This window comes from Kitasatospora sp. NPDC059577 (assembly GCF_042735475.1).
GTDB lineage: Bacteria > Actinomycetota > Actinomycetes > Streptomycetales > Streptomycetaceae > Kitasatospora.
The window spans coordinates 56173-81490 of sequence record NZ_JBHWBZ010000008.1 but is presented as its reverse complement, the minus strand read 5'-3'; the positions used below and the strand labels follow the sequence as shown (position 1 = coordinate 81490).

Annotated in this window: 17 protein-coding genes; 4 read left to right on the top strand and 13 right to left on the bottom strand. The window is 74.7% G+C overall.

The window, feature by feature from the left end; all coding sequences use genetic code 11:
* Positions 1 to 93 precede the first annotated feature (93 nt).
* From ACFV0O_RS10125 to ACFV0O_RS10115, 3 genes are all read left to right on the top strand, one after another.
* Positions 94 to 4857: a DNA repair ATPase gene (locus ACFV0O_RS10125; protein ID WP_380338924.1), complete on the top strand. Its 4764-nt coding sequence runs from the start codon at positions 94 to 96 to the stop codon at positions 4855 to 4857.
* 179 nt (positions 4858 to 5036) lie between these two features.
* On the top strand, positions 5037 to 5891 hold the full coding sequence (locus ACFV0O_RS10120; RefSeq protein WP_380338922.1) for a methyltransferase domain-containing protein: 855 nt from the start codon (positions 5037 to 5039) through the stop codon (positions 5889 to 5891).
* A complete protein-coding gene (locus ACFV0O_RS10115) occupies positions 5888 to 6871 on the top strand; it encodes an aromatic ring-hydroxylating dioxygenase subunit alpha (RefSeq protein WP_380338919.1) in 984 nt (327 codons plus the stop codon). The genes ACFV0O_RS10120 and ACFV0O_RS10115 overlap by 4 nt, the downstream gene beginning before the upstream one ends.
* Here the strand turns inward: ACFV0O_RS10115 and ACFV0O_RS10110 are convergent.
* From ACFV0O_RS10110 to ACFV0O_RS10065, 10 genes are all read right to left on the bottom strand, one after another.
* Complete coding sequence (locus tag ACFV0O_RS10110) at positions 6844 to 7194, bottom strand: hypothetical protein (protein ID WP_380338916.1); 351 nt, start codon at positions 7192 to 7194, stop codon at positions 6844 to 6846. The two genes, ACFV0O_RS10115 and ACFV0O_RS10110, sit on opposite strands and share 28 nt — an antisense overlap.
* A 418-nt stretch (positions 7195 to 7612) precedes the next feature.
* Positions 7613 to 9286 carry an FAD-dependent oxidoreductase gene (locus tag ACFV0O_RS10105; protein ID WP_380338913.1) on the bottom strand — a complete coding sequence of 558 codons (1674 nt, stop codon included), beginning with the start codon at positions 9284 to 9286 and terminating at the stop codon, positions 7613 to 7615.
* Positions 9287 to 9353: 67 nt separating this feature from the next.
* Entirely contained in the window at positions 9354 to 10289 is a 936-nt protein-coding gene (locus ACFV0O_RS10100; RefSeq protein WP_380338910.1) for a diiron oxygenase, read from the bottom strand.
* Positions 10290 to 10708: 419 nt separating this feature from the next.
* The gene (locus ACFV0O_RS10095; RefSeq protein WP_360262417.1) at positions 10709 to 11761 is read right to left on the bottom strand and encodes an alpha/beta hydrolase; all 1053 of its coding nucleotides are present in this window, start codon (positions 11759 to 11761) and stop codon (positions 10709 to 10711) included.
* Positions 11762 to 12677: 916 nt separating this feature from the next.
* A complete protein-coding gene (locus ACFV0O_RS10090; RefSeq protein WP_380338907.1) occupies positions 12678 to 13940 on the bottom strand; it encodes an RNA polymerase sigma factor in 1263 nt (420 codons plus the stop codon).
* Positions 13937 to 14359, bottom strand: coding sequence for a YciI family protein (locus tag ACFV0O_RS10085; protein ID WP_380338904.1), 423 nt, complete (start codon positions 14357 to 14359; stop codon positions 13937 to 13939). The genes ACFV0O_RS10090 and ACFV0O_RS10085 overlap by 4 nt, the downstream gene beginning before the upstream one ends.
* A 167-nt stretch (positions 14360 to 14526) precedes the next feature.
* Positions 14527 to 17919: a tetratricopeptide repeat protein gene (locus ACFV0O_RS10080; protein ID WP_380338902.1), complete on the bottom strand. Its 3393-nt coding sequence runs from the start codon at positions 17917 to 17919 to the stop codon at positions 14527 to 14529.
* 14 nt (positions 17920 to 17933) lie between these two features.
* A complete protein-coding gene (locus ACFV0O_RS10075) occupies positions 17934 to 18986 on the bottom strand; it encodes an RNA ligase family protein (protein ID WP_380338899.1) in 1053 nt (350 codons plus the stop codon).
* A gap of 131 nt (positions 18987 to 19117) precedes the next feature.
* The gene (gene aroA, locus ACFV0O_RS10070) at positions 19118 to 20365 is read right to left on the bottom strand and encodes a 3-phosphoshikimate 1-carboxyvinyltransferase (protein WP_380338896.1); all 1248 of its coding nucleotides are present in this window, start codon (positions 20363 to 20365) and stop codon (positions 19118 to 19120) included.
* Between the two features lie 234 nt (positions 20366 to 20599).
* A complete protein-coding gene (locus ACFV0O_RS10065) occupies positions 20600 to 21214 on the bottom strand; it encodes a TetR/AcrR family transcriptional regulator (protein ID WP_380338893.1) in 615 nt (204 codons plus the stop codon).
* A 158-nt stretch (positions 21215 to 21372) separates the two neighbouring features.
* Between ACFV0O_RS10065 and ACFV0O_RS10060 the strand changes: the two genes are divergently transcribed.
* Positions 21373 to 22815 carry an amidase gene (locus ACFV0O_RS10060; RefSeq protein ID WP_380339128.1) on the top strand — a complete coding sequence of 481 codons (1443 nt, stop codon included), beginning with the start codon at positions 21373 to 21375 and terminating at the stop codon, positions 22813 to 22815.
* A gap of 71 nt (positions 22816 to 22886) precedes the next feature.
* On the opposite strand, the gene ACFV0O_RS10055 is transcribed toward ACFV0O_RS10060, so the two are convergent.
* The 3 genes from ACFV0O_RS10055 to ACFV0O_RS10045 form a co-directional block, all read right to left on the bottom strand.
* Complete coding sequence (locus ACFV0O_RS10055) at positions 22887 to 23561, bottom strand: response regulator transcription factor (protein WP_360262409.1); 675 nt, start codon at positions 23559 to 23561, stop codon at positions 22887 to 22889.
* On the bottom strand, positions 23558 to 24808 hold the full coding sequence (locus ACFV0O_RS10050) for a histidine kinase (RefSeq protein ID WP_380338888.1): 1251 nt from the start codon (positions 24806 to 24808) through the stop codon (positions 23558 to 23560). Before ACFV0O_RS10050 ends, ACFV0O_RS10055 begins: the two co-directional genes overlap by 4 nt.
* 61 nt (positions 24809 to 24869) lie before the next feature.
* The gene (locus tag ACFV0O_RS10045) at positions 24870 to 25052 is read right to left on the bottom strand and encodes a hypothetical protein (RefSeq protein ID WP_380338885.1); all 183 of its coding nucleotides are present in this window, start codon (positions 25050 to 25052) and stop codon (positions 24870 to 24872) included.
* Positions 25053 to 25318 lie beyond the last annotated feature (266 nt).

The following is a 25318-nucleotide window of genomic DNA, read 5'->3' as shown; positions in this document are numbered from 1 at the left end:
GCAGCCCGGCTCGGGGCGACGCCGCTCCGGACGGAGCCGCCCCGGGCAACACCACTCCGAGCAACGATCCGCCGAGTACCTGAGGAACTGACCGTGGACGCCCTCGACGCCCGGCTCGACGCCGGCACCTACGAGGTCCTGCGCGACCGGCTCGCCCGGTCCGCCGCCGAACTCGCCGACCGCGCGACGGCGTTGAACGCCCGCCGGGTCGAGGAGTTCGGCGGCGGGGAGCTGCGGCTGACCGGCACCGGGCGGCTCACCACCGCCCGGGCCTGCCTCCCGCAGGACCTCACCGCCGCCGGCGGGCTGCTGCTGCTCGGCACCCGCCCGACCGAAGTCGAGGACGGCGCCGGCGACTTCGCCGACGTCCTCGGCCTCCACGGCCCCGACCTCTCCCCCGCCCCCGCCGAGGGCACCCTGCTGGACGACCCGCGGCTGCGCCAGGACCTCGCCGACCTGCGCCGCTACTTCCGCGACGCCCGGCTGGAGCGGCTGCGCCCGGTGGAGGGGCGGCTGCTCGCCGTCTTCCGCACCGGCCCGGCCCCCACCGACGTCCGGGTGCTGCGCTGGCGCCTCGACGACGGCGCCGACGACGCCCGGCCCGCCTACCTGGACGGGCGCGGCGAGCGCGACCACACCCCCGCCGACGGGCAGCAGCTCCCCTGGACGGCGCTGACCCGCGACGACCAGCTGCCGGCCGGCCCCGGCCGCCCGCCCCGCGCCGACCTGGCCGGCGAACTCCACCTCGGCGTCGACGGCGGCCGGTTGACCCTCACCGCCCCGGACGGCCGGGAACTGCACCGCGAACCGCTGGCCGAAGCCCTGCAGACCCTCGCCGACGCGCAGGTCGCCCACGCCCGGCTCGGCACCCTGCTGCTGGTGCGCGTGCGCCCGTACCAGGAGGAGACCGTCCGGCACCTGGTGGTGCACCTGCCGACCGGCACGGTCACCCGGATCGACGCGCTCGGCCAGGCCTGCCTGCGGCTGCCCGCCGACCAGGGCGTGGCCTTCCCCGGCGGCTGCCACCTGGTCGACGGCACCGTGCGCACCTTCGACCAGCCGGTGGACGGCCTGGCGTACGAGCGCACCGTCGTCTCGCCCAACGGCGAGGACGTGCTGTACGAGTTCCGCTCCCCCACCGACGGCCGCGCCCTGCTGCAGCCGTACAACAGCGTCCGCCAGGAGGCCGCCGCACCACTGCCCTGCCAGGGCTACGCGCTGCTCGCCGACGGCACCCTCGTCGCCCTGCGCCCGGCCGAGGACGGACCCACCCGGCTGCACCCCGCACAGCTCTGGCAGACCCCGTTCACCAGCGAACGATTCGCCGCCCACCAGCCGCCCGGCACCGGGCCGTTGGCCCGGATCGGCAACGCCGACCTGGTCCGCGGCCTGGCCGACTGCCTGGCGCTCGCCCGGCTGGCCGCGGCCGGCACCGACAGCCCGGCCGGCCACCGGGCCGTCCTCGCCGCTTGCACCCGCACCACCGACCGGCACCACTGGCTCGGCCAGAGCGGCCTCGGCGACCTCGCCGCACCGCTCGCCGAGATCCGCGACACCGCCCGGCAGGTCATCGCCGAGTACGAGGCGACCGCCCAGCTCACCGCACACGCCGCCCGCCAGGCCGACGAGGCGGCCGAGCACGTCGAGGGCCTGCTGCGCACCGCCCGCGGCGAGACCTTCGCCGACGCCGCCGAGTGGGTCGACCGGCTCGCCGGACTGCGCCGCGCCCAGGGCCGGGTCGAGGCGCTGCGCGACCTGCCGCGCGCCGACCCGCAGCGGATCGACGCGCTCGCCGCACACCTCGCCGAGGGCCTGGCCGAGGCCGCCGCCCGGGCCGTCGTCCAGCTCGCCGAACCCTCGGCCTTCGAGCCGCACCGGCGGCGGGCCGCCGAACTGGCCGAGCACTGCGCCGCCATCGCGACCGCCACCGAGGCCGAGCCGCTGTCCGAACGGCTCACCGGGCAGAGCGAGGCCCTGCAGACCGTCTCGGAGCTGGTCGGCACCCTCGACCTGGCCGACGCCACCACCCGCACCGCGATCCTGGACCGGCTCGCCGACGTCCTCGGGCTGCTCAATCGGGCCCGGGCCGCGCTCACCGTGCGCCGCCGGGAGCTGCGCACCCGCGAGGCCGCCGCCGAGTTCGCCGCCGAGACCGCCCTGCTCGCCCAGGCCACCACCGCCGCGCTCGCCGCCGCCGACACCCCCGAGGCCTGCGACGACCAGCTCGGCCGGCTCCTGCTGCGGATCGAGCAGCTGGAGACCCGCTTCGCCGACGCCGACCCGGCCCTCGGCGAACAGCTCGCCGACCGGCGCACCGGGATCCACGACGCGCTCACCGGCCGGCGCCAGCACCTGCTGGAGGAACGGGCCCGCCGCGCCGACCGGCTGGCCGCCTCCGCCGCGCGCATCCTCGACACCCTGCACCGGCGCCTGGCCGCCCTGGACACCGCCGCCGAGATCGACGCCGCGCTCGCCGCCGACCCGACCGCCGTCAAACTCCGCGACCTGGCCGGCCAGTTGACCGCGCTCGGCGACCGGGTCCGGGCCGAGGAGCTGACCGGACGGCTGCGCGCCGCCCGGGGCCGCGCCCAGCGCGCCCTGCGCGACCGCGCCGAACTCGCCGGGGACGGCCCCGGCACCCTGCGGCTCGGCCGGCACCTGTTCGCCGTGACCACCCAGCGGCCCGAACTCGCCCTCGTCCCCTGGCGCGGCCGGCCCGCCTTCACCCTCACCGGCACCGACTACCGCTCCCCGGTCACCGACCCGGCCTTCGCCGCCACCGCGCGCTACTGGGACCGGCCGCTCCCCTCCGAGACCCCGCAGCTCTACCGCGCCGAGTACCTCGCCGCGAGCCTGCTGCTGGCCGCCGAAGCGGGCACGCTCACCGCCGGACCGGGCTCGCTCACCGCCGACGCGGACCTGCTGGAGTACGTCCGGCGGGCCGCCGAACAGCGGCCCGACGGGGGCTACCAGCGCGGAGTGCACGACCACGACGCGGCCCTGCTGCTCCGCGCCCTGCTCGAACTCGGCACCGAGGCAGGACTGTTGCGCCACCCGGCGGGCGCCAGGGCAGCCGCACAGCTGTACTGGGCGTACGGCGCCGACGAGCGGCAGCGACGGCTCTGGCACACCCGGGCCCGCTCGCTCGGCCTCGCCCGGCAGGCCTTCGGCGGCGTCCCCGCGCTGGACGCGCTGGCCGCCGAACTCTCCGCCGCCGTCGCGGGTTTCGTCCCGGGCGCGGAGGCCGACGGCCCGGCCGGCCCGTACCTGGTCGCCGAACTCGCCGCCGAGAAACCCGCGTTCGCCTACTCGGCGGGCGCCGCCACGCTGCTCGACAAGTTCCGCGCCGCCCCCGAGTCGGCCGGCCTCACCGAGGCACTGGCCGCCCTGCCCGACGAGCCCGGGCTGCTGTCCGTACGGCGCCAGCTCGCCGCCGCCTGGCTGGAGGCGGGCGCCGGCGACGCCGACCCGGCCGACCTCGCCGAGGCCACCGCCGTCCTGCTCTGCCCGGCACTGCCGCGCCGTCCCGCCGAGGGCGCGGTGAGCACCCGGCTGACCGGGCTGGTCGGCGACCACCCGCGTCTGACGGGCGGCGCGCTCGACCTCCGCCTGGACGAACTGCTCTCCCGAGTACGGGAGTTCGAGGAGGTCGAGGTGCCCGGCCACCGGGCCTACCGGAAGCTGCGCGGAGAACTGCTGGCCGCCGAGCACGCCCGGCTGCGGCTCGACCAGTACCGGCCGGCCCCGCTCAACGGCTTCGTCCGCAACCGGCTGATCGACCAGGTGTACCTGCCGCTGATCGGCGACAACCTCGCCAAGCAGCTCGGCACGGCGGACGCCGGCGGTCCGGTCGACCGCAGCGGCCTGCTGCTCCTGGTGTCCCCGCCCGGCTACGGCAAGACCACCCTGGTCGAGTACCTCGCCGAGCGACTCGGCCTGCTGCTGGTCTCCGTCAGCGGCCCGGCGCTCGGCCACCGGGTCACCTCGCTGGACCCGGCCGAGGCCCCCGACGCCACCTCCCGCCGCGAGGTCGAGAAGCTCAACTTCGCCCTGCACGCGGGCGACAACGTGCTGCTCTACCTGGACGACGTCCAGCACACCTCGCCCGAGTTCCTGCAGCGTTTCATCCCGCTGTGCGACGCGCAGCGCCGGATCGACGGCGTCCACGACGGCGAGGCCCGCGAGTGGGACCTGCGCGGCAAGCGCTTCGCCGTCGTGATGGCCGCCAACCCGTACACCGAGTCCGGCCGGCTCTTCCGGCTGCCCGACATGCTCGCCAACCGCGCCGACGTGTGGAACCTCGGCGACGCCGTCGCCGGACGCGACGACCTCTTCGCACTCAGCTTCGTCGAGAACGCCCTGCCCGCCAACCCCCACCTGGCCCCGCTCGCCACCGCCGAACGCGCCGACCTGGAGGTCCTGCTCGCCCGCGCGGCCGGCGCCCCGGGCGGCACCGGCACGACCCTGGCCGGCGCCTGGCCCGCCGCCGAGGTCGAGCGGATGACCGCTGTCCTGTCCGGGCTGCTCCACCTGCGCACCACCGTCCTGGCCGTCAACCGCGCCTACCTGGACTCCGCCGCCCAGGACGACCGCACCCGCACCGAGCCGCCGTTCCTGCTCCAGGGCTCCTACCGCAACATGGCCAAGCTCACCCAGCGCCTCGACCCCGCCCTCACCCGGCCCGAGCTGGACGCCCTCCTCGCCGACCACTACCGCGCCGAGGCCCAGCCGCTGGGCGCCGACGCCGAGGCGCAGCTGCTGAAGCTGGCGCAGCTGCGGGGAGTCCTGACGGAGGAGCAGGCGGAGCGCTGGGAGGAGCTGAAGCGCGTCTGGCGGGAGCGGGGCCGGGAGCGCTGACCACCGGCGGGGCGGCGGGGCGGCGGGGCGGCGGTCAGCTGATCGGCCGGTCACACGACCAGACGACCACACGACCGAGCGGCCGGTCACACGACCACACGACCACACAACACGTCCCGCCGGGGCAACCCCCGTGGCGCCGCCCGGAGCGGGACCGCACCCGCCGCTAGCGTGTCCGCATGGGCGCTCAGCAACTCGATCTGGCCGGGCTGCGCCGGGTGTACGGGCGGTCCGGGAGCCGGTGGTTCTACACCCGCGTCGCACGCAACGCCCGGCACTGGGGATGGACGGAACCCGGGCAGTCCAAGTGGCGGCTGTGGCGGGCGCAGCGGCAGCTGCAGGACGTGCTGGGGCGCAAGCTGGCGCTGCCGGTGGGCGCCCGGGTGCTGGACGCCGGGTGCGGGGCCGGGGTGGTGGCGCGGGCGATGGCCGCACGCTTCGGCCTGGTGGTGACCGGGGTCGACGTCCTGGACTTCCACCTCGCCGAGGCCCGTCGGCTCAGCAACCGCGCCGCGCTGGACGACCGGACCGCCTTCTCCTGGGGCGACTACCACGAACTCCCCTTCCCCGACGACACGTTCGACGGCGCGTACTCGATGGAGACGCTCGTCCACTCCTACGACCCGCCGCGCGCCCTGGCCGAACTCCACCGCGTCCTGCGCCCGGGCGGCAGGCTGGTACTCCTCGGCCCGATGAGCACCGTCCCGCTGGAGGAACTGGAGCCGGACGCCGCGGCGTTGCTCGTCCCCTACCTGGACGCGATGACGATGACGGGCGCCAAGCTCTACCACGCCCGCAACCTGCCCCGACTGCTCGCCGAGGCCGGGTTCGAGGTCGAGGAGGCACTGGACGCGACGCCCTGGTACACGCCCACCTCGGAGGCGGTGTACGCGTACTTCCGGCTGCCGTGGGAGGTCCTGCGCCGCTGCGGCGACCCGGCGAAGTGGCTCAACCTCCGCTCCACGGTGGAGATGTACGGCGTCCGCGAGTACGTCGCCTGGTACGTCCACACCGCCGTCAAGCCGACGGCGTGACCTCCGCCGCGAACGGACCCGGCGCACCGCTGCCGTACCCGAACGGCTGGTTCTGCGTCGGCCGGGCCCGGGACCTGCCGCCCGGGCGGGTGCGGACGGCCCGGCTGATGGGCGAGGACGTCGTGCTGTACCGGACCCGCGGCGGCGCGGTGCGCGCGGTCGGGCCGCACTGCCCGCACCTGGGCGCGCACTTCGGGGCGGGCGGCACGGTCCGGGGCGAGGAACTGGTCTGCCCGTTCCACGGTTTCGCCTTCGGCCCGGACGGCTCGTGCACCGGGGCGCCGGACGGCACCCGACTGCGGGCCTCGCTGACGGTGCGCCGGATCCGGGAACGGGACGGCGCGCTGTTCGTCTGGCGGGGCCCGGACGGCGAGCCGCCGGGGTGGGAGCTGCCGCCGGCCGTCGGGGTGCGTCCGCTCGCCTGGTGGAGCGGGGAGGTGCTCTCACACCCGCAGGAGGTGATGGAGAACAGCGTCGACTTCCGGCACGTGAAGGTGCTGCACGGCCTGGACACCCGGGAGACCGCCCCGCCGGACGTGGACGGGCCGCTGTTCACCGTCCACCAGCGCACCACGACCCGCTTCCCGGGGCTGGGGGCGGTCAGCCTGGAGCAGCCGGTGACGCTCGCCGGGCTCGGGATGATGCGACTGGTGGCCGAACTGCCGGAGCTGGGCGCGACGCTGCGGGTCTGGGTCCTGGCGACGCCGGTCGCGCCGTGGCGCACCAGGGTGCGGTTCGCGGTGGCCTGCAGCGTGCCGGTGTCGGTGCCGGTGCCGGGCGGCGGGTCGACGCGGGCGCTCGACCGGACGGCGTCCTGGCTGGCACTGCGGGCCTCCGTGCGGATCATCAAGCAGGACCGGCCGGTCCTCGCCCACAAGCGGTACCTGGCGCAGCCGCGGCTCGTGCCCGGGGAGCGCTCGATCGGGCTGTTCCGCCACTGGGCCCGGCAGTTCTACCCGGACGCGAACCCGGTGGAGTAGGTCACGGTGGAGTAGGTCCCGGTGGGGTGAGTCCCGGTGGGGTGGCTCACGGTGGGGTAGGTCCCGGTGGGGTAGGTCCCGGTGGGGTGAGTCCCGATGGGGTAGGTCCCGGTGGGGTGAGTCACGGCCGAGTGCGGCGCCGCAGGGTGCGTCACCTCGGGGTGACGCACGCCGCGGGGCGCGGCCAGGGTCTCCCACACCGGGTCGGGCAGTCCGGGGACGGCCCGACCCTCCGCCTGCCACCGCCGGGCCAGCGCGGCGTAGATGGGCGCCTCCGCCCCGGGAACCTCCGCCCCGGCGGCCTGCGCTTCGGGAGCCTCCATAGCGGGAGCCTCCGTATCGGGCGGCGCCCCGGGTGGCTCCACCCCGTGCAGGATCGTTTCTTCGGCCGGCCGCCACCGCGGTACCGGCATCACCCCAAATCCACTCACACCCACCCAACGCACCCCGCCCACGTCGGGACACGGCCGCGTCAACCCGGCGGCCCGCACATCAACCCCTGGCGGGGCCCCGCACCGGCGCCGCGCGGAGAGCCGGCACCGGGCCGACGTCCCGCGCGGCCCTTACGCGCGCCAGCCGTCGCCCGTGGACACCAGGCTTCGTACGCGCCAGCCGTCGTCCGTGGACCACCGCACTTCGTACCCGGGCCAGCCGTCACCCGTGGACCACCGCACTTCGCACCGTCAGCCGTCGCGACCCGGACGGGCTTTCGACGGCCCGTCCGCCTCGGCCGGACAGGGCCTATCGGCGCCGGCCCGCCGCCAGCAGCTCGGGCACCGTGGCGAGCTTCACCCGGGGCCGCCCCTCGGCTTCGCCCCGCTCCCGCTCGGCCCGGTCCACCGCCCTCAACTCCTTCAGCCCGACCGCGTCCGGCCGCCGGCGCCGCACCAGCCGGTCGAAGTCCTTGTGGTCCGCCTCCGGAACGGGCAGTGCCCGGGCGACGGCGTCGTCCAGCAGCGCGTCGACGGTCTCCCGGGCGCAGGCCCGGTTGGCGCCGATCCCGCCGGACGGCCCGCGCTTGGCCCACCCCACCACGTACGCCCCCGGCAGCGGCCGCCCGGTCGCCGGGTCGACGATCCGGCCGCCCCGGTGCGCGACCGTCCCGGTGCGCTCGTCGAACGGCAGCCCCGGCACCGGCACGCCGCGGTGCCCGATGGAGCGCACCACCAGTCCGGCCCGCAGCACCTCCCGCTCACCGGTGCCCTCGGCCCGGTCACCGTCCACGAGCGCGGTCCGTTCGACGGCCAGCGCCTCGACCCGCCCGTCCCCGGACAGCCCGACCGGCGCCGACAGGAACCGCAGCACGATCCGCCGCCCCGCGCCCGGCGCCGCGGCCCCGTCGTACGGGACCAGCGGCAGACCGGCGAGCAGGGCGGCCTGCGAGCCCGGCACGGCCCGCCGGTCCGCGGCCGCCGCCTCGATCGCCGCCCGCACCTGCGGATGGTCCTCGACCACCACCTCGACACCCGGCAGCTGCCGCAGCGCCAGGAACTCCGCCCGGGTCCACGCCGCCTGCTCCGGACCGCGCCGGGCGAGCAGCACGACCTCCCGCACCCGGCTGCGGCGCAGCGCGGCGAGCGCGTGGTCGGCGATGTCGGTGGCGGCGAGCCGGTCCGGGTCGGTGAGCAGGATGCGCGCGACGTCCACGGCCACGTTGCCGTTGCCGACCACGACCACGCGCTCCGCCGAGAGCTCCACCGCGTCGGCCGGCACGGTCGGATCGGCGTTGTACCAGCCGACGAAGGCGGTCGCGGGCAGGCTGCCGGGCAGGTCCTCGCCGGGCACGCCGAGCCGGCGGTCGGAGGCCGCGCCGACCGCGTAGACCACCGCGTGGTGGTGCGCGGCGAGTTCCGGGTGGGTGACGTCCGTGCCGACCTCGACGTTCAGGTGCATCCGCAGCCGCGGGTCGTGGAAGACGCTCGCGAAGTTCTCCGCGATCCGCTTGGTGGACTGGTGGTCGGGCGCGACGCCGTGCCGCAGCAGTCCGCCGGTGACCGGCAGCCGGTCGATCATGGTGATCTCGGCGCTGGTGCTGCGCAGCAGTTCCTGCGCGGTGTACCCGGCGGACGGCCCGGTGCCGACGACGGCGATCCGCAGCGCACCGACCTCGCCCGGCAGGCTGCGCGGAAAGCTGGGCCGGCCCCAGGCGTGGTCGCTGGGGTGGTCGCGGAACCAGTCGCGGTTGAGGTCGCCGAACACGGTGTCCGGGCCGCGCAGCCGGTCGACCGGGAACACCGCGTCCACCGGGCAGGCGTCCGCGCAGGCGCCGCAGTCGATGCACGCCTGCGGGTCGATGTACAGCATGTCCGTGGTGCCGAACTCCGGCTCCTCCGGGGTCGGGTGGATGCAGTTGACCGGGCAGACGGACACGCAGGAGGCGTCGTTGCAGCAGGTCTGGGTGATCGCGTAGGCCATGGCCGGAGTGGGGTCCTCGCTGCGCGTGGGGGAAGGGTGGCGGGGCTCGACGTGACCTGACGGTCCGTCAGAGCATGTGCACGCGGCGGTAGACGGCCGCCGAGCGACCGGTGAGCAGCCCGGTCTCGGCGAGGAAGGCCATCAGGTGCCGGGAGCTGGTGCGCATCATCGCCTTGCGGTGCTCGTTGGCCCGCACCTCGGCGAGCGCCCGCTGCACGTCGAGGCCGGCGGCCTTGTAGACGCCCGGGTGGACCATGCTGCTGACGATGACGTACGCGCCCACGGCGATGCCGGTGGCCGAGGCGCGCCGGCGCGCCGGGCTCGCGTGCCGCATCCGCTCGCGGATCTCCTGCCGGGCGAACTTCATGTGCCGCGACTCCTCGACCACGTGGATCCGGGACGTCCCGCGGACGATCTCCAGCACGTTCTCGCCGCGCATCCAGTCGCGCTGCATGACGTCGAGCACCTCTTCGGCCACCAGGATGCCACCGTACGCGAGTTCACCCTTGGCGAGCGCCTTGAACGCGCGTCCGGCCTGGGCGATCACCTTGTTCGGGCGGTAGGCGGGGACGCCCATCTTCTCGCAGGCCCGGGCGAACATGATCGAGTGGCGGCACTCGTCGGCGATCTCGGTGAGCGCGAACCGGAACTCGGCGCTGGCGGGGTTCTTGAGGTACTGGTCGCGCAGCACCATCTGCTGGAGGATCATCTCGAACCAGATGCCGGTGTTCATGATCGAGCAGACCTCGTGCCGGGTCAGCGTGACCCGCTGCCGCTCCGTCATCTCGTCCCACAACCGGGTGCCGAAGAGCGTGCTCCACTCCGGATTGAGGCCGTAGTGCTCCTCGGGGAGCGGGGCGTCCCAGTCGATCTCGGTCGAGGGGTCGTAGGAGAGGGTCGCGGCCGACTCCAGCAGCCGCTTCGAGACGTCGTCGTCGGCCGTGGTGTGGCGGTCGTCCGGACGGTGACCCCGCCTCCGCGCCACCGGGTCGGTGAGAGCCATGGCTGCCTCCTGGTGCCTGCCCTTGCGGGTTCCCGCTCACCCGCTTATTAGACGGACAGTACAATAAGAGCCCGCCGCCGAGAACCCCCCGCGCACCGACGAACCAGTCCGGGCGGGACGGTGTGGGTGGGGCGGAGCGGGACGGCGCGCACCGCACGGCCCGGGCCCCGGCGGCCGGACGCGGCACCAGGCACGGCGCCCGGACACCGCCGCCGCACGGACGGCACCCGGGCACGGCGAAGGGCGGGACCTCCGGAGGTCCCGCCCTTCCACCCGTACCGGGTTCTTCACCTTCCGCCGCATCACGACCGGTCCGCTGTACGACTGTCCGGTTCTCCGAGTGCCAGGCTGCCCGACCGCCAGCCTCTCCGACTGCCCTCCTGCCGTCCCGCCGGAGCGACCGGCTCTGCGGCTGTCCGCTACGCCGCGCCCAGCGCCTTCCGCAGCGCCTCCGCCGCCTCGGCCATCGCCTCCCGGAAGCGATGGCCGATGCCGATGTAGTTGGCGTACCCGTGGATGAGGTCCGGCTGCCGGCTCAAGCGCACCGCCACCCCCGCCCCCTGCAGCGCCCGCGCGTACGCCTCGCCCTCGTCGCGCAGCGGGTCGAAGCCCGCGGTGCCGACGTACGCGGGCGGCAGGCCGGACAGGTCCCCGGCGAGCAGCGGCGACAGCCGCGGGTCGGTGCGGTCGGCGGGCTCGGGCGCGTACCGCTCCAGGAACCAGTCCATGTCGGCGTCGGTCAGGAAGAAGCCGTCGGCGAACAGCTCGCGCGAGGGGCGACGGGTCGAGGCGTCCGTCGCCGGGTACAGCAGCAGCTGGAACACCGGCGCGGGACCGCCCCGCCGCACGGCCTCCTGCGCCGCGACGGCGGCCAGGTTGCCGCCCGCGCTGTCCCCACCGACCGCGATCCGCTCCGGGTCCGCACCCAGGTCGGCCGCCTTGGCGTACGCGTAGTCGAACGCGGTCAGTGCGTCCTCGGCCGCCGCCGGGAACACGTGCTCGGGCGCCAGTCGGTACTCCACCGACAGCACCCGCACGTGTGCGCGCTGCGCCAGGAACCGGGCGACGTGGTCGTGGCTGGACCGGCTGCCGACCACCCAGCCGCCGCCGTGCAGGTACACCAGCAGGCCGGATCCCGCCGCCAGGCCGTCCGGCGTGTACAGCGTCGCCGCCAGCTCCCCGTGCTCCTGCGGGATCCCGACGGCCCGCGCGGCCACCGACCCCAGCGTCGGCCCGCCCACCAGGTGCCGCGCGTACTCCATCGCGGCCCGCGAGGGCCCGACCCCGCCCGGCATCACCAGGGCCGCCTTCGACTGCCGCTGCAGTTTGAGGATCAGCTGCGCGTCCAGCGCGAGCGTCTGCCCGTCCCGCACCACCGGCTTGCCCGCGATCGCCCGCCGCAGCCCCTCCGGCAGGGCGTACATGCCCCGGACGACGGCGGCCTGGATCCGGACGGGGAGTGGGATCGTCATCTCTTCTGCCTCCTGGGGACGGTTCTGCCCGAACGGGAGCCCATGATGGGGCCGTCCCAGCGGAGTTGGAAGCCCCCTCGACGCCCCCTGAACCCACCCTCGACCCACCACTCCGCCCCACCGCGGCCACCACAGGGCCGGCCGGGGCAGAAATTATGCAGACCGGTCTACACATTTACCGTTCGAGAACCTGGCACCAGGGGGACCGGTTTGCGCGAAAAGTCGGCCAGGCCGACTTCCTGCGCACTCCCGACCCGCCAGGCAGCGAATCAGTAGACCGACCGACATAATCCCGCCCCCATCACCACCGCCCGCCCCTCACCCACCGGGCACCGGGCACCGAGCACCGAGCACGAAAAGTCGACCAGGCCGACTTCCTGCGCACACCCCGCCCGCCGGCCCATGAATCAGTAGACCGACCTACATAATCCTGCCCCGACAATCCCTCCTCCGAGCACGAAAAGTCGACCACACCGACTTCCCGCGCACCCCAGACCCGCCCGGCAGCGAATCAGTAGACCGACCGACATAATCCCGCCCCCACCACCACCGCCCGCCCCTCACCCACCAGGCACCGGGCACCGGGCACCGAACACCGAGCACGAAAAGTCGGCCAGGCCGACTTCCTACGCGCACCCTGCCCGCCGGCCCATAAATCAGTAGACCGACCGACATAATCCCGCCGCGACCATCCCCCTCCGGGCACGAAAAGTCGACCACACCGACTTCCCGTGCACCCCCGACCCGCCAGGCAGCGAATCAGTAGACCGACCGACATAATCCTGCCCCCACACCACCGCCCGCCCCTCACCCACCGGGCATCGGGCACCGGGCACCGAGCACCGCGCGCAAAAAGTCGACCAGGCCGACTTCCTGCGCGCACCCCACCCGCCGACCCGTGAATCAGTAGACCGACCTACATATGTGACCCGGCTTCGACCCGATGGGCCCGGGCTGTCAGGTAGCGGCGCTCCGGGGCGCTGGAGGTGCGGGCGGCAGCCTCGCGGTACGTCCGGGCGGTGGCGGACGGGTCGGTGCCGAGCCGGTCGAGCAGGTGCGCGCGGACGGCGAGGAGGCGGTGGTGGCGGGCGAGGCGCCGGTCGGCGGCCAACTCGTCGAGCAGGGCGAGCCCGGCCGACGGGCCGTGGACCATCGCCACCGCGACGGCCCGGCCGAGGGCGGCCATCGGGTTGGCGTCGAAGCGCAGCAGCAGGTCGTAGAGCGCCAGGATCTGCGGCCAGTCGGTGTCCTCGGCGGTCGCCGCCTCGCTGTGCACCGCGGCGATCGCCGCCTGTACCTGGTAGGGCCCGGGCTGCCCGCCCGGGAGCGCGGCGTCGATCAGCTGCAGCCCTTCGCCGAGCGGTCCGCGGTCCCAGCGCCCGCGGTCCTGGTCCTCCAGCGGCACCAGTTCGCCGTACGGTCCGGTGCGGGCGGGCCGGCGGGCGTCGGTGAGGAGCATCAGGGCGAGCAGTCCCGTCGTCTCGGCGTCGCCCGGGGTGAGGCGCAGCAGCAGCCGGGCCAGCCGGATCGCCTCGGCGGCGAGCCGCGGGGCGGTCAACTCCTCACCGCCGCTGGCCGTGTACCCCTCGTTGAAGATCAGGTACAGCACCTGCCGGACCTCGCCCAGCCGGGCGGCGCCGTTCTCCCCCTCCGAGAGCGCCAGCCGTCCGCCCGCCGCCCGCAGCGTCTGCTTGGCCCGGCTGATCCGCTGCGCCATGGTGGCTTCGGGTACCAGGAACGCGGCGGCGGTCTGGGCGGTGGTCAGGCCGCCGACGGCGCGCAGGGTGAGCGCGATCCGGCTCGGCACGGACAGCGCCGGGTGGCAGCAGAGGAACAGCAGCGCGAGCGAGTCGTCCGCCGCCGGGTCGGGGGCGTCGGCGGCCGGGGCGAGCAGTGCCGCCTGCGGTGTGGCCAGCGCCAGTGCCTCCTCCCGGCGGCGGCGCGCCGACTCGCTGCGCACCCGGTCGATCAGCCGACGGTCGGCGACGGTCACCAGCCAGCCGCGCGGATTGGCCGGCACCCCGTCCGTCGGCCACTGCAGCGCGGCGGCCAGCAGCGCCTCCTGCACGGCGTCCTCGCACGCGTCGAACGCCCCGCCGTGCCGTCGCACCAGCACGCCGAGGACCTGCGGCGCCAGTTCGCGCAGCAGGCCCTCGACGGAAGCGCCGCCGACGGTCACCCGTTCACCGAAGGGCCGCTCGCCGGAAGGCCGCTCGCCGGAAGGCCGTTCACCGGGAGGTCGTTCACCGGCGACTCGTGCAGGATCGGCCACAGCTCCACCGGCTCCACGTCCGCGAACGGCATGTCGGCCGCGATCCGCTGTGCCCGCTCCAGGCTCTCGCAGTCCAGGAGGTAGAAGCTGGCCAGGTACTCCTTGGTCTCCAGGTACGGCCCGTCGGTGACCACCGGCACCCCTTCGGCCCGCCGCACCAGCTGCGCGGCGGCCGCGTCCGCCAGCCCGTACGCGCCGACCAGTTCGCCGCTCTCCCGGTACTTGGTGTTGAACGCCTCCTGCTTGGCGATCGCCTCCGGCCACGCCTCGGCCGGGAAGGAGTCCCACTTGGCCTGGTTGCCGTAGATCATCGCGACGTACTTCATCTCGGGTGTTCCCTCCGGTCCCGTGCGCCCCTGTGGCGCGCTGTCACCTCTCGGTCGGAACCACGGAGCGGTCCCTCGACATCGGCCGGGACTCTTCTCCGAGGAATCCGTCCGCGCCCCCGCAGCACCCACGGCACCCACGGCACCCACTCGGGAGGTGCCGGTGGTCACGGTACGACGGGCGTCCCGAGCAACCGCGACGCAGCCTCGGCCCGCGGTCCGACGGGGAGTTCCGCCCGGGCCAGTTCCTCCACCGTCGCTCGGACATCGACCAGCACCACGCTGGCGCCGGGTTCGGCGAGGAACTCTCCGACCAGGGCGTCCGGAGCGGTGTCCCCGGCGACCAATCCGTGAAGCAGCTCTGCCGATGAGGATTCGCCGGCGCTCCCGGAACCGTGCGCGGCCTCCCGGTATTCGTTCCAGGCGGCGAGGGACGCCGCCCGTCCGTTCTCCGTCAACTGCAGCAGGGCCGATTCCGCCAGCAGGCCGACGTCCTCGGGGTCCACCCGTGCAGCGCGGTGGAGGGCGGCCCGTGCGTCCTGGAGCCTCCCGTTCCGGCGGTGAACCGCGATCAGTGCGCAGGACATCCACAGGCTCGCCGGTGTGTCGTCGACGGCCTCCGAGAGGTTCGCGGCCGCCTCGTCGAACCTGCCCAGCAGCCCTTGGGTCTGTCCCAGGCACCCGCGCGCCAGCTTGTCCCGGGGATCCAGCGCCAGGGCGGCGGTGAGGTCCGTCACCGCTTCGTGCAGCCGACCCGCCATCCGGTGAGTATCACCCCGGGTCACAAGTGCTCCCCTGCTGTGGTCGGGACACCTGTCGATGACCGTGCCGTAGTCAGCCACTGCCTCATCGAACCGGCCCGATTCCACGTACGCCATGGCACGCGTGGTCAATGTCCATGCGTTCGCGGGATCGGTGTCGCACGCGGCGGTGAGGTCCGCCAAGGCTTCGTCGTACCGGCCTGACAACCGGTGGACCTCACCGCGCTGGGCGAGCGCCCATCCGTCGCGGGAGTTCAGTGCGACGGCTGCCGACAGGTCTGCCACCGCTTGGTCCAACCGCCCTGCCAGCCGGTGGGCTTCACCTCGCTGGGCGAAGAGCCGTCCGGCCCCGGGCTCCGATGCCAGGGCGGCGCTGAAGTCGGCGACCGCCTCGTCCGGGCGCCCCGCGGAACGATGAGCCTGTCCCCTGAGCTCGAACACCCAGGGCAGACGGTGCGGATCCTGCTCCAGGGCCGCATCGAAATCGGCCATCGCTTCGTCCGGGCGCCCCGCCGACCAGTGGGCCTGCCCTCGGAACCCCAGCAGCCATGTCAACTCGGGGTCCAGTGCCAGGGCTGCGCCGAAGTCGGCGACCGCCTCGTCCGGGCGCCCCGCCGAGCGGTGGATGTCCCCGCGGGTTGCGAGCGCCCAGGCGTCTCCCGGATCCAGCTCCAGGCTCGCCGTGAAGTCGGCCAGTGCCTCGTCCGGCCTGCCTGCCGAGAGATGGACCTCACCCCTGCGCGCCAGCAGCCAGCCGGCGCCGGGGGTCAGTCGGTGGGCTTCGGTCAAGTCGGACACCGCTCGGTCCCACTGCCCCACCAACCCGTTGGCCTGCCCCCGGAACCAGAGGATCCAGGTCATCTCCGGGTCCAGTGCAAGAGCCGCGTCGAAGTCCGGCACCGCCTCGCCGGGTCGGCCCGCGACGATCTGCGCGACACCGCGATATCCCAGCGCCCACGGGAACACCGGGTCGATCCCGAGAGCGACGTCGAGATCGGCCAGGGCTTGCTCCGTACGGTTGTTCATCGCGTGGTTGCGGCCGCGGAACGCGCGTGCCTCGGGCAACCCGGGCGAGAGCGCGACCGCGCGGTCGAGATCTGCGGTGGATTCCTCGTACCGGTCCAGCGCGAAGTAGCGATCGCCCCGGTGTGCGAGCGCCCAGGCGCGTACCTGTGGAGGCGATTGCGAACCACAGAGCGCGGTGAGCGCTTCCAGCTCCGGCTGCTCGGCTTCTGCGGCATCACCCAGGCGTGAGGCCCACTCCGCCAGCTCCACGTCGCCGCTGTCCTGCGCCGCACGCGTGAGCATGGTGCTCCATGCCGCCAGATCCGTGGGTGCGTCGCCGACGATCCTGGCGAGATGTTCCAGTGCCTGTGTCAGGTTCGCCGGCGCGTCCGCGCACAGTCCGTGGTACGTCTCGTTCAACGCGTGCCGACGCCACCGTTCGTCCCCCCTGTACCGCCACCGGGGCAGTTGCCGCTCCACCGCCTCCCGGGCAGCGGAGAAGTGCTGTACCAGTCGCCCGTGCGCCGCGGACCACTGCACGGGCGAGTGCATCCGCTGGCGGCGCAGCATGCTCGCCCGGACCACGGCGTGGTACTGCCGGTAGGAACCCCGGCCGGACACGAAGGGCTGGTTCAGCAGCCAGTCCCAGGCGTCCCCTGCGGCCTGCGGCACCGCACAGGTGAACAGATCGTGGTTGAGCTGGAGGGGCAGCGCCGCCGCCAGGACGGTTTCGCGACGTTCTGGCTCCGGGATCCACTGGAGGAAGCGCCGGACCGCGTGGTCGGTGAGGTCGGCGCCCGCCTCCGCGACGTCGTCGACGGCTTGTAGGTCGGTCTGGGCCAACAGCGCGACCAGAAGCGGCAGTCGCATCGACATGCCCGTCACGGCCTCGACGACCTCGGGGGCGGTGACGCCCCGGGCTGCGAGGAGTTCACGGGTCTCCTGCTCGGTGAAGACGTCCAGAGGGACGTCCACCACGGCCGGACGCAGCGCGCCCCAGTCCCGTTCGCTCAGCTCCTCGCGGCCGGCCAGGACCACCACGACGTCGAGCGGGACCTCGCCGTAGGCACCGTCGAGAAGATCGCGCAGCCATCCGTCGAGGTACTGACCGGTCAGCTCCCAGGTGTCCAGGAACAGGACGACCCACCGCCCGCCCCGTCCGCACAGCTTCGTCAGCTCCGCGACGAACGCCCGGCTGAGCGCCGCTTCCTCGCCGTCGTGACTGCGTCGTCGTTGGCGCATGCCCGCGATGAGGCGGTCCGCGCCGAGGGCGACGTTGTCGGGGTTGGCGATGGCCGCGACGACGCCCGCACCCGGCAGCATCGACGCGGCCCCGAAGGCAGCCTGCGTCACCATCCGGGACGGCAGGGAGGCGGCCCCGCCGCCGACAGGCTGTTCCGGCACGTGGTCGGCGGCGGCCTGCGACGCCCGCCGGAACTGGTCGAGAGCGCGATCGAAATCCTTCAACGGACCAACTTGTTCGGCCAGTTGTTTGGCAAGCGCACCCAGAGCGGTTTCCACGCCGCGGACGTCGTTCTCGTCCACCACCGCCGTCAGCGCCCCGGATCGCTGAGCCGCCTCGCGCCATTCGGAGATCAGCGCGGACTTTCCGACGCCCCCGACACCACGCACGTGGAACAGGAAGTCGGCCGGGTCGTCGGTGGCCTCCGGGTCGGGGTCCTTGCGCAGGTTCTCCGCGAAGAGGGCCAACTGGGCGCGCCGACCGACGAACTGCGCCCCGGAACGCCGTCGTAGCGCCTCCGTGCGCGACAACCGCTTCCTCGTCTGAGCCATTCCGCTCCCCACGGTCAGGAGTTGCGCCGTCCGCGCCGATCCTGCGCGTCGAACGACGCCAGCGTACGTGCTGCGGGCTCCAGGGCCAGGCGCAATGCGGTCAGCGCCGGAGTGTCCAACCCGCCCAGAGCCTCGGCGAGTTCGTCCGTCACGTCGTGGGTGATCTCCGCCGCGACCGCGTCGCCGCCGGCCCGCGGTCCCAGCTTGCTCACCGCGGCCGCCGCACGGGCCGGGGTGAGCAGTGCCGACGCCTGGACCAGCAGCCAGGCCGGCACCCCGGCCGCGCCCTCGGGCGGGGGCAGGTACGGGCGGGCGCCGCCGTAGCGCTCGTCCTCGGCGAAGGCCGGTTGCTTGACCTTCACCAGCGGACGGGCCACCGCCCCGGCCGCGCCCGTCTCCTGCCACTGCCCGGCCGGTTTGAGGACGTAGCCCTCCGCGTGGTTGTCCGCCAGTGCGGGCAGCCCGAACAGGGCCGGCACCCGGGTCGGGAACAGCACCGGCAGGTCCTGCAGGGAGTTCAGCGCGCCGTGCCCGAGGAGCGGGACGCAGGTGAGCCCGGCGGCGTTCGCGGCCGTGCGCAGGTCCCGGTCGGCGATCCACCAACGGCCTTCGGGCGTCAGGACGGTGGCGTCGAAGGGCAGCCAGCGCAGGCCGAGGTCGTAGCAGACGCCGGTCTGCACCGGGCCGGTCCCCTCAGGGCCGGTCCCGGCGGTGGCGGGCACGTCGGGGTGCGGGTAGTGGCCGCCGGCCAGCTCGCCGTAGACGGTCACCACCGCGGCGGGGCCCCACGCCCCGCGCACCTCGGCGGCGAACCGGGCGGCGGCGACGGCGAGTCCGGGCCAGATCCGGCTCACGCCGAAGAAGCCGTCCAGCCCCTCGTCGTCCAGCAGTTCGCGCCGTTTCGCGGGCCGTACGGAGTCGCCCTCGCAGACCACCGCGAAGTGCGCGCCGTGCACCTTCTCCGCGGCGGTCCACTCGCGGCTGCCGGGCCCGCCGGGGCGGCCGCGCGCGGGGATCTTGGGATAGGGCCGCAGCTCGGACCCGTCGAACGCCGTCGTCTCGGACACGGACTCGATCCTCACCGGCCGGCCCGCCGGGCGGCAACCGGATTCCCGGCGCCACCCGCCCCGGCTGGCCCCGCCGCCGCCCGTGCGCGCCACCGCCCGTGGGCCTCCGGCGGGTGCGGGCCGGGCTCCCGTCAGAGCGCCCAGTCCGCCCGCAGCCGCGCGAAGGCCTCGTGGAACCCCGGGAAGGTCTTCCGCACGCACCCCGGGTCGTCGAAGGTGATCCCCGGCGTGCGCAGCGAGGTGACGGCGAAGGACATCACGATCCGGTGGTCGCCGTGGGTGGCGATCTCGACCGGGCGCGGGGTGCCGGGGTGGATCTCGATCCAGTCGTCCCCGGTCGCCACGGTGACGCCCATCGCCCGCAGGTTGGCGGCGCAGGCCTCCAGCCGGTCGCACTCCTTGACCCGGGTGTTGTGGACGTCCTCGATCCGCACCGGCCCGGAGGCGAAGGGCGCGATCGCCGCGAGGGTGGGCATGGTGTCGGAGATGTCCCGCATGGTGACGGTGGTCCCGGACAGCGTGCCGTCTCCGGTCACCGTCGTGCGGTCGCTCCCGATGTCCGCCCGGACGCCCATCCGCCGCAGCACCTCCACGAAGCGCAGGTCGCCCTGGAGGGCGTCCCGGCCGAGGCCGGGGACGGTGACCTCCCGGCCGGCGACGGCCGCGGCGGCGAAGAAGTAGCTCGCGGTGGAGGCGTCCGGTTCGACGGCGTAGCCGGTCGCCCGGTAGCCGCCGGGCGGCACCTCGAACACCTCGCCGTCCGACGTGAGCTCCCGCGTCACCTCGACCCCGAACTCCCGCATCATCGCCAGGGTGATGCCGACGTACGGGGCCGAGACCAGCCGGGTGACGGTGATCCGCAGGCCGTCCCGGGTGAGCGGGCCGAGCAGCAGCAGGGCGGTCAGGTACTGCGAGGACTCACCGGCGTCCAGGGTGAGTGCACCGCCCCGGACGCCGGCGGCGACGACGGTGAGCGGGTGGTGGCCTTCGGCCTCCTCGTGCCGCAGGTCCACGCCGAGTTCGCGCAGCGCCCGGGTCAGCGGGGCGACCGGGCGGCGGCGCATCTGGGCGGAGGCGTCGAAGCGGTAGGTGCCGTGACCGGCGGCGGCGAGCGCGGGCAGGAAGCGTGCGGTGGTGGCGCCGTCCCGGCAGTACACCTCGGCGTTCGCCACGGCGGGCCCGGCCGGCCGGCCCGTGATCCGCCACCGGTCCGCCGCCTGCTCGACCCCGTACCCGAGCGTCTCCAGCCCCTGGGCGAAGCCCTCGGTGTCGTCCGAGGCCAGCGGCCGGTGCAGGGTGGTCACGCCGTCGGCGGCGGCGGCCAGGAACAGCGCCCGGGCGGTGATGGACTTGGACCCCGGGATCTCGACGGCAGTCACGGCAGGTTCTCCCAACACAGGTGTGTCCAGCGGCGTCGGCCCCGATCCTGCCGCAAGGGCCCCGTTCCGTTCCGGACCTTCCACGGACCGGACGGCAACGGACCGGACGGGGACGGACCGGACGGGGACGGACGGCACCGCAGCGGCCGACACCGCAGCGGCCCGACCGACAACGGACCGGCGGACGCGCGCCCCGGCCCCGGCCGTGCCCCGCCCCCGGTCGTGCCCGTCGGCTCAGCAGCGCCCCCAGAGCCCGGCCAGGTGCGCCTGCAGGACCTCCTCCGCCTCCGCCTCCGTCAGGTGCCCGATCAGCACGTGCGCGGTGAGCCCGTCCGCCAGGGCCAGCAGTGTGCGGGCTTCGACCCGCCCGGCCGGCGTCCCTCCGGAGGCCTCCGCGACCAGGCGCGCCACGAGGTCTTCCAGCCCCGCGTAGCTGCTCCGCAGTGTCCGGGCGAGTTCCGGGTTGACGGCGGCCCCGGCGACGAAGGCCAGCCAGATCCTGGCCTCGGCCCGGTGTTCCTCGCGCAGCAGTGCCACTTCCCCGGCGACCAGGGCGAGTTCGTCGGCGGCCGACGGCGCCGGGCCGGGTTCACCGGCGGCCGACTCCGCCGGGCCGGCCGCCAGGCGGCTCCGCACCCGATCGGTGACCCGCTCGCCGATGTGCGCGAGGGCGAACCGCAGCATCTCCTCCTTGGTGCGGAAGCAGCGTTGGACGGCTCCCATCGACACGTCGGCGCGGGTGGCGACGTCCCGCAGGGTGACGCCTTCCAGGCCGTGTTCGTCCACCAGCAGGCAGACGGCGTCGGCGATCCGCCGGCGCCGGCCCTCGTGGTCGACCTGCTTCGGCATGTCCGGTCTCCTCGCCGTCCCGCTACCCCACGTTATTTCGATGCAAGCGTATCGCCTCCCGGGCTATGGTTCCGATGCAATCGCATCGGAACCAGTCGGAACCAGTCGGAACCAGTCGGAACCAACCGGAACCCATCGAGGAGACCACCGCCGTGCCCCTGTGGAGCAAACCCGCCGCCGAACTCGCCGCCGCCGTCCGGGCCGGCGACGTCTCGGCCCTCGACGTCATCGACAGCCACCTGGACCGCATCGCCGAGGTCAACCCCCGTCTGAACGCCGTCACCCAGCTCCTCGCCGACCGCGCCCGCGACGCCGCCCGGCACACCGACCGCCGCCGCGCCGCGGGCGAGGAACTCGGCCCGCTCGCGGGCGTGCCCTTCACCGTGAAGGAGTGCACCCCCATCGCGGGCGTGCCCACCACCTTCGGCACCCCGCACCTGCGCGGCCACGTCGCGGCCGCCGACGCCGTCCCCGTCGCCCGGCTGCGCGCCGCGGGGGCGATCCCCATCGGCCACAGCAACATGCCGACCCTGATCCTCTCCGGGATGCACACCGTCAGCGAGCTCTACGGCGACACCCGAAACCCCTGGGACCCGAGCCGCACCCCCGGCGGCAGCAGCGGCGGCGACGGCGTCGCGGTCGCCGCCGGCATGGCCCCGCTCGGGCTCGGCAACGACTCCGGCGGTTCCGTCCGGATCCCCGCGGCCTTCTGCGGTGTCGCCGCGCTCAAACCGACCACCGGCCGCTTCCCCGCCGACCAGCGCCTGATCGGCCCGGACGACCCCGGACCGGCCTCCCAAGTCCTGGTCACCGACGGCCCGTTGGCCCGCACGGTCGCCGACCTGCGGCTCGCCTACGAGACCCTGGCCGGCCCCGACCCCCGCGACCCGCGCGCCGTCCCGGTCCCCCTCTACGGCGGTCCGGTCCCCCGGCACGGCGGCCCGCCCTCCGCGGAACCGCACGACGGCCCGCTCCGGGTCGCCGTCGTCGCCGACCCGGGCGGCCTCGGCGTCCACCCCACCGTCCGCCGGGCCGTCGAGACCGCCGCCGACGCACTGCGCGCCGCCGGGTACGACGTGCAGGACGTCCCCGACGTCCCCCGGCTGGACGAGGCCCTCGACGTCTACCACCGCCTCGCCGTCACCGAGTTCGCCTCGAACTGGCCCGCCGTACGGCGCCTGCTGGGCGCGGGCGGCGAACGCTACATCGAGCTGACCATGCGCAGCACCCCGCCCGCCGACGCCGCCGGGCTCATCCGCCTCATGGGCGCCTGGATGAACATCCGCCGCTCGTGGACGGAGTTCCTGCACCACCACCCGCTGCTGCTCGGCCCGGTCTTCACCGAGCCGCCCGTCGAACCCGGCCTGGAATCTCGGGACCAGGAGGGCCGGGACCGCGTCGCCACGGCCATGCGCCTCTGCTCGGTGACCAGCTTCGTCGGCGTCCCCGCCGTCGCCGTCCCGACCGGACTCGCCGCCGACGGCCTCCCCACCGGCGTGCAGATCGTCGGACGGGCGTTCCGCGAGGACCTCTGTCTGGCCGCCGCGCAGGCCGTCGAGGACCGCCTCGGCGTCCTCACCCCCGTCGACCCGAGGCCCTGACCCGTACCACCGCCCGACGGCGGCGGCGGGGCGGGGGCGGGCGGCGGGGCCGGCGGCAGGCCCCGGGGCGGTCACGCGCCCGGCAGGCCCGGGACCACCAGCCCGGACTCGTACGCGAGCACCACCGCATGGGTGCGGTTCTGCGCGCCGAGCTTGGTCAGCACGTTCCCCACGTGCGTCTTCACCGTCTCCAGGCTCACCGTCAGCGCCACCGCGATCTCCGGGTTCGACGACCCCGTCGCCATCAGCCGCAGCACTTCTTCCTCCCGGCCGGTCAGCGCCGCCCGGGGCAGCGCCTCCGCCGCACCCAGCGGACGGGCCGCCACCATCCGGCGCAGCGCCGCCGGGAACAGCACCGCCTCCCCGGCCGCCACCACCCGCACCGCCTCGGCGATCTGCGGGACGGGCCGGCGCTTCAGCACGAAGCCGCTCGCGCCGGCACTGAGGGCGGCGGTGACGTAGTCGTCGTTCTCGAAGGTCGTGATCACGACCACCTTCGGCGGGTCGGCGCTGTCGGCGAGCAGTTCGCGGGTCGCGTCGATCCCGTTGCGGCGCGGCATCCGCACGTCCATCAGCACCACGTCCGGCCGCAGCTGCCGCACCCGCTCGACCACTTCGACACCGTCCGCCGCCTGCCCGACCACGGCGATGCCCGGCTGGAGGCCCAGCAGGGTGCTCAGGCCGCTGCGGGTCACGGCGTCGTCGTCCGCGATCAGGACGGTGACGGGGGCTTCCGGGCTGCTCACGCGGCCCACCGTATCGGCAGCCGGACGGCCAGCCGCCAACGCCGCTCGCCGGTGCCGGTGCCGCTGCCGCTGCCGCTGCCGCTGCCGTACGGGCCCGCCTCGAACTCGCCGTGCAGCAGCCGCACCCGCTCCGCCAGGCCGGGCAGGCCGTGGCCTGAGGTCGGGAAACCGCTCGGCCCCGGCTTCGCCTCGTTGTCGACGCTCAGGTCCAGCCCCTCCTCGGCCACCGCCACCCGGAGCAGGATCGGCCCGCCCGCGCCGTGCCGCAGCGCGTTGGTCAGGCCCTCCTGCAGGATCCGGTACGCGGCCCGGGACAGCGTGCCGTGCACCCGCGCCCCGTCGCCGAGCACCTCCGCCTCCACGACCGCGCCCGCGTGCCGCAGCCGGTCCAGCAGCTCCGGCAGGTCCGCGAGGGTCCGGGTCGGCGCGGCGGCCGCCTCCTCGTCCCGCAACACGCCCAGCACGTAGTCCAGGTCCTCCAGCGCCGCGCGGGTCGACTCCTCGATGCTCCGCATGGCGGCCCGGGCCGCCGCCGGATCGGCGGCCAGCATCTCACCGGCGACGGCGGCCTGGATCGTGGCGGCGGTCAGCGTGTGCCCGATCGAGTCGTGCAACTCGTGGGCCAGCCGATTGCGTTCGGCCAAGGCCCGCTCCCGCTCCGCCGCCATCGCCAGCCGCTCCGCCGGCGACGGCCCGAGCAGCCGTGGCGCCAGCCACCGCAGCGCACCCGACACCGCCACGAACAGCACCACCGCCAGCACCAGGCAGGCCGCCGACACCACCCAGCTCCAGCCGCCCGTCAGGTCCGTGGCCCACCCGAACAGGCTGACCCGCGCCTCACCCGGCACCCACTTGCCCGGCAGCGTCACCGCCATCGTCAGCAGGACGCTCCCGCCGAACAGCACCGCCCACCCCAGCGCCACGTGCAGCACCAGGAACACCGGCGTCCGCCACCGCTCCCCAGCCGCCGCTCCCTTCACCGGATCCGGCACCGCCACCGCGAGCAGCCGCCGCGCCGACCGGACCAGCACCCGCCGGGTGGCCCCGGCGAGACCCACCGCCCCGATCAGCACCACCCACAGCGCGAGCGACAACACCGCCGACAGGAAGTACGGGTCCGCCTGCATCCCGGCCACCGGCACCAGCGCGACCAGCGCCAACGGCAACCCCGCCAACGCCCCCAGAACGGCGAACAGCACACCCGAATACGTGGAGCCGCGCAGCAGCGGCCGAAGAACGTTGATCATGGACGCAAGTATTGCCAGGCGCCGGGGAGCCGACCTCCCCCGATCGAGGGAGCAGTCCCGATCACTGCCAGGCCCGCTCGCCCACCACGCAGTGGTAGCAACGCGCGACGACGCCGTCGTGGTTGTACCACTCGTGGTTCCCGCAGTCCCGACGCCCCTTCCCGGCCACCTCCCGGTCGACCAGGAACCACGGCAGGCGGCCGCGCAGCCGGGTGCGCCACCGGTAACGGCCCGTTCGATTCATCCCGGAAGGCTAGCGCGGGTATTCGGCGGTCCCGGCGATCGGTGAGCGCTGGCCGGGGCCCGCCGAGCAGCTCCGACCTCGACCCGGTGGTGGCGCCGGGCGGCCGGGGCGAGCTTGGCGAGGACGGCGGCTCGGCTGGACAAAACAAAGCGGCCGGGGGGGAGGGGAATTTACCCGCGCGGGGGGGTGTGGGCCGGGGGGGGTTTTAACCCCCCCCCCGTATGGGCGCGGGGAAGGAAAAAAAAGCGGCGGGGGGATATACCCCC